Origin of the sequence: Larkinella soli (genome assembly GCF_003703975.1) — a bacterium.
In the GTDB taxonomy this organism is placed as follows: Bacteria; Bacteroidota; Bacteroidia; order Cytophagales; family Spirosomataceae; genus Larkinella; species Larkinella soli.
Window position 1 is genome coordinate 311,686 of sequence record NZ_QTJY01000002.1, and the last position, 13,404, is coordinate 325,089.

The 13,404-nt window shown below is 59.4% G+C and carries 12 protein-coding genes; 2 read left to right on the forward strand and 10 right to left on the reverse strand.

Translation table 11 applies throughout. The features are described 5' to 3' along the window. Window positions 1-153 precede the first annotated feature (153 nt). Complete coding sequence (locus DX909_RS07580) at window positions 154-4,338, forward strand: hybrid sensor histidine kinase/response regulator (protein WP_128544543.1); 4,185 nt, start codon at window positions 154-156, stop codon at window positions 4,336-4,338. 13 nt (window positions 4,339-4,351) lie between these two features. Here the strand turns inward: DX909_RS07580 and DX909_RS07585 are convergent, their stop codons facing one another. The 8 genes from DX909_RS07585 to DX909_RS07620 all read right to left on the reverse strand — a co-directional run bounded on the left by DX909_RS07585 (window position 4,352) and on the right by DX909_RS07620 (window position 10,954). Further along, window positions 4,352-4,663 carry a hypothetical protein gene (locus DX909_RS07585; RefSeq protein WP_128544544.1) on the reverse strand — a complete coding sequence of 104 codons (312 nt, stop codon included), beginning with the start codon at window positions 4,661-4,663 and terminating at the stop codon, window positions 4,352-4,354. Between the two features lie 88 nt (window positions 4,664-4,751). Further along, window positions 4,752-5,378, reverse strand: coding sequence for a hypothetical protein (locus tag DX909_RS07590; protein ID WP_128544545.1), 627 nt, complete (start codon window positions 5,376-5,378; stop codon window positions 4,752-4,754). 156 nt (window positions 5,379-5,534) lie between these two features. Then, complete coding sequence (locus DX909_RS07595; RefSeq protein WP_128544546.1) at window positions 5,535-6,284, reverse strand: LytR/AlgR family response regulator transcription factor; 750 nt, start codon at window positions 6,282-6,284, stop codon at window positions 5,535-5,537. Beyond that, window positions 6,281-8,275, reverse strand: a complete 1,995-nt coding sequence (locus tag DX909_RS07600) for a histidine kinase (RefSeq protein WP_128544547.1) — start codon at window positions 8,273-8,275, stop codon at window positions 6,281-6,283. The genes DX909_RS07595 and DX909_RS07600 overlap by 4 nt, the downstream gene beginning before the upstream one ends. Window positions 8,276-8,391: 116 nt before the next feature. Beyond that, window positions 8,392-9,267 carry an alpha/beta fold hydrolase gene (locus tag DX909_RS07605; RefSeq protein WP_128544548.1) on the reverse strand — a complete coding sequence of 292 codons (876 nt, stop codon included), beginning with the start codon at window positions 9,265-9,267 and terminating at the stop codon, window positions 8,392-8,394. 187 nt (window positions 9,268-9,454) lie between these two features. Continuing rightward, a complete protein-coding gene (locus DX909_RS07610) occupies window positions 9,455-10,105 on the reverse strand; it encodes a DUF4142 domain-containing protein (RefSeq protein ID WP_229310980.1) in 651 nt (216 codons plus the stop codon). Between the two features lie 130 nt (window positions 10,106-10,235). Beyond that, entirely contained in the window at window positions 10,236-10,655 is a 420-nt protein-coding gene (locus DX909_RS07615; protein WP_164851216.1) for a hypothetical protein, read from the reverse strand. Continuing rightward, a complete protein-coding gene (locus DX909_RS07620) occupies window positions 10,598-10,954 on the reverse strand; it encodes a hypothetical protein (RefSeq protein ID WP_128544550.1) in 357 nt (118 codons plus the stop codon). Before DX909_RS07620 ends, DX909_RS07615 begins: the two co-directional genes overlap by 58 nt. Before the next feature lie 49 nt (window positions 10,955-11,003). Here DX909_RS07620 and DX909_RS07625 point away from each other — a divergent pair, with 49 nt between their 5' ends. Next, window positions 11,004-12,122, forward strand: coding sequence for a uroporphyrinogen decarboxylase/cobalamine-independent methonine synthase family protein (locus DX909_RS07625; protein WP_128544551.1), 1,119 nt, complete (start codon window positions 11,004-11,006; stop codon window positions 12,120-12,122). A 13-nt stretch (window positions 12,123-12,135) separates the two neighbouring features. On the opposite strand, the gene DX909_RS07630 is transcribed toward DX909_RS07625, so the two are convergent. Beyond that, window positions 12,136-12,390 (reverse strand): hypothetical protein, encoded by a 255-nt coding sequence (locus DX909_RS07630; RefSeq protein ID WP_128544552.1) that lies wholly within the window; start codon window positions 12,388-12,390, stop codon window positions 12,136-12,138. A gap of 166 nt (window positions 12,391-12,556) precedes the next feature. Next, window positions 12,557-13,396, reverse strand: a complete 840-nt coding sequence (locus DX909_RS07635; RefSeq protein WP_128544553.1) for a ThuA domain-containing protein — start codon at window positions 13,394-13,396, stop codon at window positions 12,557-12,559. Window positions 13,397-13,404 lie beyond the last annotated feature (8 nt).

A 13,404-nucleotide genomic window follows, 5' to 3' on the forward strand; every position in this document is an offset into this window, starting at 1 on the left:
GCCCATTTTTAAGTCCGCATTCTCACTGAAATCCTGTTTTATCTCTTATTTCGGGTCCGTGGCATAAGAATTGTACTCCATCACGAACCGCCGGACAAAGGCCGAATCCTTGCGTCCGTCGGGTTCCGGCTCAATCCTACTCACGTTCCAGGAATGAAAAATATCATAGGGCTTTTCATAGCCCTGCACCTGTTTCCGTTTTTTCGCACTGCAGCGCAGGTCGCTCCCCCTCACTTTAAGCATATTTCCGCCAACGAAGGGCTTTCCCAAACCAACGTCACCTGTATCCTTCAGGACAGAAAAGGATTCATGTGGTTCGGTACGCAGGACGGACTGAACCGCTACGACGGCTATACCTTTCAGATTTTCCAGAACGATCTCCGGAATCCGGCCAGCCTGAGCGGCAATTACGTCATGTGTCTGTTCGAAGACCGGAAAGGCCGGCTCTGGGTCGGCACCGACGGGGGGAGCCTCTGCCTACTGAATACGAAAACCGGCACCTTCACCGCCTACAAAAGCTCCATCAGCGACACCAACAGCCCCAGTAACGACCGCATCTCGGCCATCACCCAGGACCGGCAGGGCTACCTCTGGATCGCCACCGACGGCGGTCTCGACCGGTTCGACCCCGAAACGAAAAGGTTTATCCGGTATCAGCACCGGGATGGCGCCCCCGGCAGCCTGAGCCATAATCTGGTCTACGACGTACTGATCGACCGGCAGGGTACCCTCTGGGCCGCGACGTACGGTGGAGGACTCGACCGGTTCGAGCCGACCTCCCGCACCTTCCGGCATTTTCGGCACGAGCCGTCCGAACCGGCCTCCCTTAGTCATAACTCCCTGAGAAAACTGTTCGAAGATTCCAAAGGCCGGCTCTGGATCGCCACGGAAGGGGGCGGCCTGAACCGACTGAACCCGGACGGAAAAACGTTTACCCGGTTTCAGCACGACCCGGCCCGGGCCGGATCCATTGCCAGCAACGACGTCAATACCCTTCAGGAAGACAGCCACGGCAACCTGTGGGTGGGCACCGAAAACAACGGCATCAGCATCCTGAACCCGGCCCGAACCGTCTTTACCCATTACCCCTACGACGAGAATGATTCCGAAGGAATCAGCAACGGTTCGATCTACTCCTTCTGCCGGGACCGCAGCGGTAATATGTGGATCGGGACCTACAGCGGAGGCATCAACTTCCTGAACCACCTGCCCCCCCAATTCAACCTGTACCGGAAATCGCTGTTGAGGCCCAACACCCTTTCCACCAATAACGTCACGGCTTTCGTGAAAGACCGTCAGGGGGACCTCTGGATCGGCACCGACGGGGGCGGCCTGAACGTATATCGGCCGGCCGCCAACCGCTACGACTATTTCCGGCACCGGCCTTCCGACGCGGGCAGCCTGCCCAGCGATTTCATTATGAGCCTGTTCCGGGACAGCGACGAAGACCTGTGGATCGGAACATACAAAGGCGGCCTCGGCCTCCTGAAGAAAGGCGCGAAAACCTTCCGGAACTTCACCACCGGGAAGGGAGAGAAAGGACTCAGCCAGGAATCCGTCACCACCGTCACGGAGGGCAAAAAAGGGGAAATCTGGATCGGCACCATGGGGGGCGGCATCAGCCGGTACGACAAGAAAACCGGTACCTTCACGCATTACCGCCCGAGCGCCGACAAGCCTGACAGCCTCAACCAGGGATACATCGGCGCCCTGATGTTCGACCGCCAGGGCCGGCTCTGGATCGCCACCGAAGGAACCGGCCTTATTCTTTTTACCCCGCAAACCGGCAAATTCCGCACATTCAACCATGACCCGGCGGTGCCGTCGAGCCTCAGCCATAGCCTGGTCAACTGCCTCTTCGAGGATGAGCGGGGTCAAATCTGGGCCGGAACCTACGAAGGACTGAACCGCTTCAACCCCAGAACCGGTACGTTCGTCGCCTTCCGGGAAGCGGCCGGGCTGGGTAATAAGGTCATTCAGGCCATCAGCAGCGACCGGCACGGCCACCTCTGGGTCAGCACCAATAAAGGCATCTCCCGATTCGACACCCGCACCAACCGGTTTCAGAATTTCGACGTAGGCGACGGCTCCCGGAAAATTTCCTTCAACCGGTGTTCGGTTTTCAGGGATGCCGACGGAATGCTCTACTTCGGGAGCCAGAACGGCTTCACTTTCTTCCGTCCCGACCGGCTGAAGGAAAACACCTATGTCCCTCCGGTATATATCACAGGTTTCCAGGTCTTTAACCGGCCGGTAGTGACCGGAGGGGCGGACTCCCTGCTCCGGGAAAGCATTTCAGAAACCAGACAAATCACGCTCTCCTACCGCGAGTCGGTCTTTTCGTTCGAGTTTGCGGCCCTCAACTATTCGCTGCCGGAAGAAAACCAGTACGCCTATAAACTGGAGGGTTTCGATCAGGGCTGGATTTTCGCCGGCAACCGGCGGACGGCCACCTACACCAACCTCGACCCGGGCACGTATGTCTTCCGGGTCAAAGGTTCCAACAACGACGGCGTCTGGAATCAGACCGGAACCGCCGTTACCCTGATCATCACTCCGCCCTTCTGGCAGACCTGGTGGTTCCGAACGCTGGCGGCCGTCCTGGTTCTGGGGGCGGCCTACTCGTTTTACAGAGGCCGGATCAACCGGATCAACGCCCAGAAGCTGGAATTGCAGCGCCAGGTGGAAATCCGGACCAGCGAGGTAACCCAGCAGAAGGAGGAACTGATGGCCCTGAACGAAGAACTCAACCGCCAGCGCGAACAGGAAGAACAGGCCCGGAAAGAGGCCGAACAGGCCAACCAGGCCAAGAGCGTCTTTCTGGCGACCATGAGCCACGAGATCCGTACGCCGATGAACGGCGTAATCGGGATGGCCTCCCTCCTGGGCGAAACCTCCCTGACCGAAGAACAGTACGAATACGTCGACGCCATCCGAAGCAGCGGAGAAAGCCTGCTGGGCGTCATCAACGACATCCTCGACTTCTCCAAGATCGAGTCCGGGAAGCTGGAAATCGAACACGAGGACGTCAACCTGCGGCAGTGTATCGAAGAGGTGCTGGATATGTTCTCGGCCAAAGCCGCCCTGACCGGCCTCGACCTGGTGTACCAGATCGATTATCAGGTGCCGCTGCACATTCTCGGAGACAGCCTGCGCATCAAGCAGGTACTGATCAACCTCGTCGGAAATGCCATCAAGTTCACGGAAAAGGGCGAAATCTACGTGGGCGTCCACGTGGGGCCGCAGATGGACGGGAAGCCCCTGTCGCTGGAGTTCGAAGTGCGGGATACCGGCATCGGCATTCCGGCCGAAAAGCTGGAGCGCCTGTTCAAGGCCTTCTCGCAGGTCGACTCCTCCACTACGCGCCGGTATGGCGGCACGGGGCTCGGCCTTGCCATCAGCGACCGGCTGGTCACGCTCATGGGCGGAGCGATGCGGGTGGAAAGCGAACCCGGCACCGGATCGACGTTCTTTTTCACCCTGACGACCGAGGTGAGCCGTCAGAACAAACGGCAGTATATTCTCTGCAACCAGGCCGGGAATGAAGGCAAGCAGGTGCTGATCGTCGACGACAACCAGACAAACCTGACCATTCTGAAAAGCCAGCTCGAACAGTGGAAACTGGTGCCCACCCTGGCCGCTTCGGGCCGTCAGGCTCTCGACATTCTCCAGACGAAACCCGGCTTCGATCTGGTCATCACCGACATGCAGATGCCGGGCATGGACGGCATCGAACTGGCCCGAACGATCCGGAAACTCCATCCGGCCCTGCCCATCATTCTGCTCAGTTCCATCGGGGATGAGAGCCATAAGAACAATCCCGGCCTGTTCTCCGCCCTCCTGACCAAACCCGTCAAACAGCAGCAGCTTTGCCGTCAGGTGCAGCAGGTGCTCAAAAGCCAGCCCGAATCCGCCCCGCAGCCGGCCGCCGTGGCACGCCAGCAGCTGCTGACGGAGGAATTCGCCCGGCATTTTCCGCTACAGATCCTGCTGGCCGAAGACAACCCGCTCAACCAGAAGCTGGCCATCCGCATCCTGAACAAGCTGGGGTATGACCCGAAGCTGGCGCAGAACGGCCGTCAGGTACTCGAACAGCTGGTAACCCAGTCGTTCGACCTGATTCTGATGGATGTCCATATGCCGGAGATGGACGGGCTGGAAGCCACCCGGCTGATCCGGAAAGCCCGGGCCGCCCAGCCCCGGATCATCGCCATGACGGCCGGCGTCATGCAGGAAGACCGGGATGCCTGCTTCCAGGCCGGGATGGACGACTACATCACCAAACCGGTGAATATTCAGGAACTCATGGGGAAACTTGAAAAGCTGTCCGGCCGCTGAGCCGGGCGGCCCTTTACTCCGAAGAAGCTCCGGCCGGGCGCTTCCGGTACAGCCTCGGCATCGCCCGAAGGGATTCGATCCGGTCGAGCAGCACCTGTCCGCCGATTTCCTCCAGCCGGCCGGTCCGGTAGGGGAACCGGAAGAAAAACCGGAACGTCCGGACTTGCGGGCGCCGGATGGTGAACAGCAGAACCGGCCGGGCCGGCGTCGGCAGCGGGTCTTTCAGCCAGACGGAACGGATCGGTTCGTCCTCTCCTTTCAGATGGAGTATGAAAGGGCCGTACCCGTCCTCCAATTCCAGCATCCTGAATTCTTCGATCGTCATCTTCTGAACGGCTTTTCAGGTAAAAGTTAAGTAAAAAGAAAGGTCGCAGCCGGGCTGCGACCTTTCTTTTTAACGGTAAGCTTTTCCTTCAGGACACGGAAGCCGATCGGACCGGATACAGGGCCCTCATCTCCTGTTCGTCGAACGCCCCATCGATGGAGAGGTCATAATCGCACACGTTGGTTACCAAACCCGTCTGAACCAGGTGAATCGTCAGGGCCTTGTCGGCCATGTCGGTGAACACGAATTTCACCGACTCTCCGATGGTATCCTCGCCTTTTTCGATGGACTTCCGTTTTTCGTTGAAGATCGAACCGTTGGAATATTTGGCGCAGACGGCGATGTCGGCTCCTGCCTTGCCCCCGGTTTTTTTGATCGTCACGGTGACTTTATCGAAGGGCGACGAAACGACGACGAACGTGCGCTCCAGCTTCAGAACGCCCGTCACTCGTTTGGTCGGGATGATCTGATGGCGCGGTCCGATCTTTCCTTTCCCTTCGCCGACCACCACCCCGTACGATTTCAGCAGGCTGGTTTGCAGGTCGATGGCCTGATCGATCAGGTTGTCGAGCGCTTTCTCCGCACCCGAACTTCCGGGCAGGATGGTGGTGACAAACACTTTGGCGGCTTCTTTCCGAAATTCCTGGTAGTCGTCGACGAATTTCGAGAATACTTCCACTAACCCGGAGGTCAGACTTTGGCAACTGGCTTTCATTGGTGTGAAGATTTAAGGTGAAACCATGGGTTTTAACGGAGGAAAGTTCGGAAGGCACGGCCGGTTTCGGAACCGCCCATATGCCGGCGGCCGGCCGGAATTCGTATCTGGCGGGAAAGGCCGGTAAGTGGAGAGAATCGATCCCCGGAAACGGAGTCAGATCCGGTGAAGCAACTGGAGAAATTCGTCTTTTTTGCGCCGGGAAATATCGACATGGTAGCCGTCCGTCAGCAGGACGTAACCGCCGTCTCCCCTAACGTATTTCTGGATATGCCGCATGCTGATGAGGGCGGAATGATGCACCCGGCAGAAGTCCGGCTCGCAAAGCAGGGATTCGAAGTCCTTCAGGTTCCGGGAAACCAGTTTTTTTCGGTTGTTCTTCAGATACAGCAGCGTATAGTTGCCCTCCGCCCGGCAGAAAATGATGTCGTCGGTTTCGAAAAATTCAATGCCCTCCAGCGTCGGAACCGCCAGCTTCTCGATGCGTCGCGACCGGTACTGCATGTTGTTCAGGACCGACTGGTAGCGGTGGGCGCTGCCCGGCCCCAGCCGCCGTTCCTCCACCCTTCGGACAGCCTCCAGCAGATCGTCGACGTCGATGGGTTTCAGCAGGTAGTCGAGCGCACTGAACCGGATGGCCCGGATGGCATACCGGTCATGGGCGGTTACAAAAATCACCTCGAAGTCGACAGGCGCCACCTGCTGCAGCAGGTCAAACCCCGACAGTTGCGGCATCTGAATATCCAGAAAGACCAGATCGGGTTTCAGGGAGCGGATGGCTTCCAGGCCCTGGACGGGGTGATCGCAGACGGTGAGCAGCCGCACCTGCGGACAATAGGACTCGAGGGCCGTCCGCAGCGTCTCGCGGCCGTCGACTTCGTCGTCGATGATGAGGGCCTGAATCATACGGCCAGAGGAATCTGGATGTCCACGCGGGTGCCCGCCACCCGGTCCAGCGAATCCTTCAGGTCGGTGATCCGGACCAGTTGCTGCAGGCCTTCCCGGCTCAGGAGCCGAAGCCGCTCCTCCGTAATCCGCATCCCCATCGACGGCCTCCGGCCGTCACCGGTGTCTTCCAGCATCCGGGCCTTTTCCCGACCCACGCCGTTATCCTCGATGGTACAGCACAACCGGTCATCCTGCTCCCTGACGGCAATGGTAATCCGACCCGGACCGGAGACGTCGCGGTGCATCAGCCCGTGCCAGATGGCATTTTCGACAAAAGGCTGAAGAATCATCGACGGCAGGTAGGTCTGCTCCGGCTCGATGCCGGTGTCGACCTCGATGCGGAAATCGATCTTTCCCCTGAACCGCAGTTCTTCCAGCCGGATATACGACTCCAGCAGGGCCAGTTCATTTTCCAGCGACACGGTCGTCGTTTCCGTATTTTCCAGAATCCGCCGGATGAGCTTCGAGAATCTGACCAGATACCGGGATGCGTTTTCGGTATCGCCCTGCAGGACCATCCGGTTGATGGAGTTGAGGCAGTTGAACAGGAAGTGCGGATTGATCTGGGCCCGCAGGGCTTTCATTTCCAGCTCACTGAGCCGGCTTTGAAACTGCGCCTGCCGGATCTCGTCGTTCTTGACGGCCAGGATCCTCTGGTTGCGCAAGCGCTGCCGGTAGATATACACCACCAGAACCGCCAGAAGGCCGGTGATTGCCAGACCCGCCAGAGCCGCTTTCCGGAGCAGGCTCTGCCGCTCGGCTTCCTTCTTCTGGATTTCCTTCTCCCTGGCCAGCAGGGCGATGCGCCGGTCTTTCTCGCCGGTTTCGTACCGGACCTGAAGTTCGTTCAACTGCCGGGTGGTTTCCTCATTGAGCAGGCTGTCCTGGAGGGCGGCATACCGCCGGTGGAAGGCATAGGCGCGGGCGTAGTCGTTCCGCTCCGCATACAGTTCCGAAAGGCGGGCATAGGTGTCGCGCATCAGCGGTCTTGCCTTCGTTTCCGTCGACAGCCGGAGGGCCCGATCCAGAAACCGCCGGGCAAGGTCGTCGTTTTTCAGCAGCAGGTAAGTGTAGCCGACGTGGTACAGGCTGACGGCCTGTTCGTTTTTCTGCGGGATACGGAGTCGTTTCTCCAGCGCCTGCCGGTGAACCACCAGCGCACTGTCGGGCCGGTGCAGGTGGTTCAGCATGATGCCGATGCTGCACAGGTCGGTGGCAACGCCCCAGTCGTTGCCCAGCGCCTGGTCGAGCTGCAGGGCTTGCTGAAACAGCAGCCGGGCGTGGTCGTAGCGCCGGGTCGCCACGTAGACGTTGGCGAGGTTGACCCGCACGTCCACCTGGTATGTTTTGTTGTCGAGACGGTCGAAGAGGGCGCGGGCCTTTTCGTAGGCGCGGATGGCTTCCGGGTAGTTGCCCCGGTTTTCAAACTGAATGCCGATGGCCATCGTGACCGCACCGACCCCCTTGCGGTTGCCGAGTTTTTCGTAGATCGGCAACAGGCGGTAATAGGTCGCCAGCGCCTGGTCGTAGGCGCCCTGAATGCTCTGGATTACCGCCATCTGGTACAACCCCCGCCCCATGGCCGACGAGTCGCCGACGGCGGTCTGGTAGTTGACATACCGCCGGAAATGCAGGAGGGCGCGGGCGTAGTCACCGGCGTAGCGGGCGGCCGTCCCATAATAAAACCCGGCTTCGGCCCGACCGCTTTCGCTGCCCAGCTCGTCGGCCAGCCGCCGGATGCTGTCGGCATACTGCCGCGCCCGGTCGGGATGCATCCGGGAAACCGCATAGGCCCAGCTGAGGTCGGCAAAAAGCTTGATCTTCTGTTCGCTCCGGGGCGTTCGCGGAAGCAACCTTTCCAGACTGTCGATCTCCGACCCGGCCTGTCCGACGGCGGAAACCGGCATGAAAAAGAGATAAGCAATAAAGGATAAAACCGTCGTTTTCATCACTTTACGGGGCTTGCTACTGTACCGAATGTACGAAGATCGGTCATCGGTCTTCCCCTTTTTTTAGGGAAAGGCAAGCTGTTGATTCTCTTATTTACCGGACGGCCCCCGGCTTTTTACCGCGAATCGATGAACGGAAGCACTTCCTGACTGAAACGCCGGGGCTGCTCCAGATTGAGCATATGGCCCGCCCCCGGCAGGACGATGAGCCGGGCATTCTTCAGGTTTTTTGAGAGATACTCGCCCACCGCAAGGATGTAGGGCAGATCCCGGTCGCCGTCGATGAGCAGCACCGGCAGCGTCAGCCGGTCGATGCGGTCGATGGCCGAACCCGTCGAGAACCGGGGCCAGCCGCTTATTTTATGGACCTGCATGGCCCGCAGGGTGGTTTCGTAGGTATACCGGCGGCCGGCCCGGTCCACCCCGGCGGGCTGGCGGTAGGGCCCGTCGAACCAGAACCGGGTGAAATACTCGGCCGCCCCGGCAGTATCCTTCCGGTTGAGCCGGTCCAACAGGCCGGGGAAGTAGTTCCGTGTCAGTGAATCCAGCGGAAAACGGCTTTCCCAGCCCGAAAGGCCGGCCGATACCAGCACCAGTTTGCGGACCCGGCCGGGATGGGTCAGTGCAAAGTCGAGGGCGCAGGTGGCTCCCAGCGATACGCCCACTACATCGGCCTGTTTCACCTTCAGCTGATCGAATACCGCCGAAATCAGTGTCCCCACTTGCACGGTCGTATCCTTTCCCTGCGTCCGGCCATGTCCCGGCAGGTCGATCGTGATCACCCGGTGATAAGCGGAGAGGGCGGCCGTCTGAGGTTCCCACATCCGGTGATCCAGAAAGCCGGCGTGGAGCAGCAGAACCGGCTTCCCGGAGCCGGTCTGGGTGTAATGAACATTCAGGGCGCCCACGGGAATGAACCCGATCCGGGCTTTCTGGGCGAAGCCATGCAGCGGAAGCCAGAGACCAAGCAGCAGGAGTAGCCGATTTTTCATGCGGGGATCAGCAACGGTTTGGCGGGTAAGTTAACCGGTGTTCCGGGCAAAACCACAAAAAGTATCCGACCTGACCGAATTCCGGGATTACCGCACGCAGCCCGGGTCCGACCGGCGGCTTCCGGTATTTTGCAAAAAGAAAAGCCGGTCCTGAGAGAACCGGCTTCGAAGGCGTTGCGGGCTTCGCTTATTTCGCGCTGCCGCCCTGGATGTTGTTCTGGACATCCTGAGCAACCTTCAGGTGCGTTTTCACGAGCGGATGAGCCGCGGTGGCCAGGCCCTTCAGGCTGGGATCGGAAGCCGATGATTCGACCTTCGACATGACCTGATCCAGCTTCTGGTGGCCTTTGACCCCACTTTCCGTGACATAAAACCGGTCGAATTCTTCACCGGACATATTCTGCATCCGGGAGATAAGCTGCTCGGTATCGACTCCGGCCGTGGTAGGCAGGGTAATGCCTTTCGCCGTGGCGATTTCCTTGAGTTTGTTGGCTAAAGTCGTTTGTTCGGCCACTTCCGCCTGGGCCAGCTGGCGCACCTGCTCGCTGGTGGCTTTCTGAAGGGCGGCCCGACTCAGTTCCAGCTGCATCATGCCTCCCATCGCCACTTCCATCATCAGCGCGTTGTCGGCCTGCGACAGGGCGGTTTTGGCGGGAGCAATCGCCATGACGGCTGCGGCTCCCTGCTTATTCTGATTGTCGAACTCCATCTTACTCATCTTACCGACCATCGCCGACCCCGAACGCGCTTCCCGATTCTGCTGGCCCTGCTGGGCGAACGAAAGGTTGGTCATCAAACAGGCCGTCATCAAACCCACTACACTCCAAACTGCTCTCATCTTTTGTGACTTTTGGTTGAACGAATATTGTTTCGTAGTTGGATAACTGCCTGATTTAAAAAACTGTTTTATTTTTTGTGTAAACACGCTGCCCAAACCGGGCCGGATGCGGCCGCTTCCCTTTGCCCATTCAGCGGAGCGGTTCAAAATCGACGTGATAATGGTCGTCGTGGGCGCGGTCGACGGCCGGTTTAAGCGCCAGGGCGAAGTAGACGCCCTTTCGTTTCAGGATGCGTCCGCTTTCCGTCCGGAACAGCTGCGGTTTAAGACGCGTGTTCAGAATGACTTTCCGGATGCGGAGTCCGTTTCTGCGGGCCGCAGCCTCCAGGGCCAGCAGGTGCCGCCCCATCGTCTCGAAGTCGATCTTCACGTTTCGGTCCAGCGTCAGCTGTCCGGCCGGTGAGAAGGCCAGCAGGTAGTGCCACACGCCGAGGCTTCCGAAGAAAAAGTTCATGACGGACGGCGGCCCGGTAGGCGCCATAAAATCGACGCTCAGGCCGTTCCGGTGGGAGTAATGCAGCAGCTTTCCCCACCCCGGCGGTTGGAGCATTCCATCAGTTGAAACTGCGATCCGGGGCAGGTCTCCTCGCAGGTCCGGTAGGCCTCCACGATCGTTCGACAAACCTGCGAGTGGGTATAGGCATTGTCCCAGAGGTAATAGCTGATGTAGCTGAAATACCGGAAGTTCCGACCCGAAAACGGGACCAAGTACGGCCGCTCCAGCTTCCCGGCTCCCACTGTCCCGTAAGTGCGGCTCTGACCCCGGTTTTCATGGAAGCATTCGGGAAGGGCGAGGCCGACCAGGGCAGCCAGTAACAGGGCAGCGCCCCACCTGCAAAACCTCCTCATTTTCATATTCTTTCGTATATTGAAGGGACCTTAGCCCGGCCTGAAACCGATGAATCCTACACCTTCCCCTGAAACCGGCCCGGTTTCGGAAAAAGCCGTTTCGCCCAAACGCTCCGCGCTGCTGATCGGCAGTCTGCCCTTCTCCGACGAAGAAAGCTGCATGCGCCGGGCGCTGGATGCGCTCGGGCCCGCCCTGTTCTGCCTGCCCGACGGCGAAATCGGGGAGAAATCGCCGGCCTTTCCGAAAGGCAACCGGATCGCCTGGGTGGTCTACGCCATCGAAAAGATCACGGAAGACCCCGCCAACTGGCAGATCGTCCGGCAGCCCGTTCGCGGGGAAGACGGCATGGCCGTCGACTACGACGGTTTTCAGAAGCTGAAACCGCTGCGCAGCCCGGCCGAACTCCCGCAGCACGTCACGCTCGGCTACGACACGTTCTTTCAGCAAAGCTATCCGGTGTTCCGGCGGCTCCGGGCGGAAAAGAACCTGCCGAACCTCGCCTTCCAGATGGGCGTGCCGACGGGTTTTGCCATGGGGTTCGCCTTCGCCAGTCAGTTGCAGTGGATCCGGTATACGTACGCCTTCAACACCATCATCGCCCGCGAGGTCAATGCGGCCCTGGCGACGGCCGGAAAGGACATGATCGTCCAGATCGAGGTGCCGCCGGAGCTGTATGCGGCCTACAAACTTCCGACGCCCCTGATGGGTCTGGCCCTCCGGCCGATCAAAGACCTCCTGAGCAAAATTACGCCCGGCGCCCGCATCGGCATGCACCTCTGCCTCGGCGACTTTCATAACCATGCGCTGGTGCATCCGAAAACGCTCGGCAAAATGGTGGCTTTTTCCAACCGGCTGGTCGAGGAATGGCCGGACCGGCACACGCTGGAATACATTCACTATCCCTTTGCGGAAGCCGGGGTGCCGCCCAGCCTGGATACCGGGTACTATGCTCCCCTGAAAGACATCCGGCTGCCGGACGGCGTGCGTTTTGTGGCCGGTTTCGTGCACGAAAAAAGAAGTCCGGAGGAAAATCGCCGGATTCTGAACAGCATCGAAAATGCCCGGGGGCGGAGCGTGGATATTGCCAGTTCCTGCGGCCTGGGCCGACGACCGCCCGAAACGGCCGAACGGCTGCTGCAGCTGACGGCGGAACTGACCACGGTATGAGTAAATTGGATTCTCAGGAGGGCAGCCGGTGCAGCCGCAGCTGGGCCCGGTTGAGGGCGCGTTTCAGGAGTTTGTCGTGCTCCTGAACCTGCCGGAAGGGGTTCGAGGGGTGCCATGACATCTGATTCTGTCGGGGATTGAATACGCCTACGGGGTCGATGTCTTCGTGGACGGCCAGGTCATTCAGGATTTCCATTCCCTCATTTCCGGACGAACAACGGAGCATCTTGTACTGCCCCCAGTAAAGGTAGATGAGAATCAGATTCATACAGTGTCTGCGGTAGGTTTAGGAGCGGCACGATCGGTATGCCGTCGTTCAAATGTAGCCGCCGGCACTATTCAATCCCCGACAAATCCTGTCACCTTTCGGACAAAGCAATAAAAAGCCGGCCCAAAAAGCCGAAAATCAGCCGATTACGGATGGCCTGAGCCGGTTAACGAATGGGCGTGTCCCGGGAATCGGCGTAAGCTTTGCCAAAATCCAGCTTCTTCACCTGCCCGGCCACGTAGCGCAGGCCCTGGAAGAGATGCCGGACAAAAAGGGGATCTTCGTAGTCTTTCTTGTGGTGCCCGAGCGCCGTACACCAGGTGTAACCGCCATCGAAATGGTAGTACCAGGCCGCCGGATACAGCTCCGTATAGGAACCGCGGTTGGCCCGGATCTTGTCGATTTCGGTGGTGTCGAGGGCGGTCAGGTCGTGGGCCATGATGACGGTCGGGCCGGGCGACATTTCCTTCGAGAAATAGCATTCGTCCTCCTTCTCCCACACCTTCGGCAGCCCTTCCATCGACGGGTGCGACGTATCCAGGACGTGGAGTCTCAGCTTCTGGAACTTCGGATGCCAGGCAAAGGAGCCGCCCAGCATCCGTTTGAACCAGCTCCAGTTGCGCTCGGTGCCGATCACCGAATGAATGCCTACAAAACCGCCCCCGGCTTCGATGTACCGCCGGAAGGCCAGCCGCTGCTGGTCCGTATCGAACACGTCGTTGTTGGTACTCGGAAACACCAGGGCGGTATACTGCCGCAGGTTTTCCTCCGTAAACACCGAGGGCTGGTCGGACACGTCGACCTTAAAGCCGTGCTGCTGCCCGAGCCGCCGGAAGCACTCCACCGCGTTCGGGATGTTGTCGTGGACGTACCCCTTCCCGTTTTTGGTATAAACCAGCACCCTGACCTTCTTCCAGTTGACCTCAGGGTCTTTGCTCCAGGCGGAACCGAAGACCAGGAGTGACAGAAGAACGGAGCAGAACAGGATTCCAACGGAACGGTACATACGCGGGT

Bases quoted from the DNA above. Each gene is read 5' to 3' on its own strand.
- DX909_RS07580 (WP_128544543.1), top strand. From the start codon at position 154: ATGAAAAATATCATAGGGCTTTTCATAGCCCTGCACCTGTTTCCGTTT.
- DX909_RS07585 (WP_128544544.1), bottom strand. From the start codon at position 4,663: ATGACGATCGAAGAATTCAGGATGCTGGAATTGGAGGACGGGTACGGC.
- DX909_RS07590 (WP_128544545.1), bottom strand. From the start codon at position 5,378: ATGAAAGCCAGTTGCCAAAGTCTGACCTCCGGGTTAGTGGAAGTATTC.
- DX909_RS07595 (WP_128544546.1), bottom strand. From the start codon at position 6,284: ATGATTCAGGCCCTCATCATCGACGACGAAGTCGACGGCCGCGAGACG.
- DX909_RS07600 (WP_128544547.1), bottom strand. From the start codon at position 8,275: ATGAAAACGACGGTTTTATCCTTTATTGCTTATCTCTTTTTCATGCCG.
- DX909_RS07605 (WP_128544548.1), bottom strand. From the start codon at position 9,267: ATGAAAAATCGGCTACTCCTGCTGCTTGGTCTCTGGCTTCCGCTGCAT.
- DX909_RS07610 (WP_229310980.1), bottom strand. From the start codon at position 10,105: ATGAGAGCAGTTTGGAGTGTAGTGGGTTTGATGACGGCCTGTTTGATG.
- DX909_RS07615 (WP_164851216.1), bottom strand. From the start codon at position 10,655: ATGCTCCAACCGCCGGGGTGGGGAAAGCTGCTGCATTACTCCCACCGG.
- DX909_RS07620 (WP_128544550.1), bottom strand. From the start codon at position 10,954: ATGAGGAGGTTTTGCAGGTGGGGCGCTGCCCTGTTACTGGCTGCCCTG.
- DX909_RS07625 (WP_128544551.1), top strand. From the start codon at position 11,004: ATGAATCCTACACCTTCCCCTGAAACCGGCCCGGTTTCGGAAAAAGCC.
- DX909_RS07630 (WP_128544552.1), bottom strand. From the start codon at position 12,390: ATGAATCTGATTCTCATCTACCTTTACTGGGGGCAGTACAAGATGCTC.
- DX909_RS07635 (WP_128544553.1), bottom strand. From the start codon at position 13,396: ATGTACCGTTCCGTTGGAATCCTGTTCTGCTCCGTTCTTCTGTCACTC.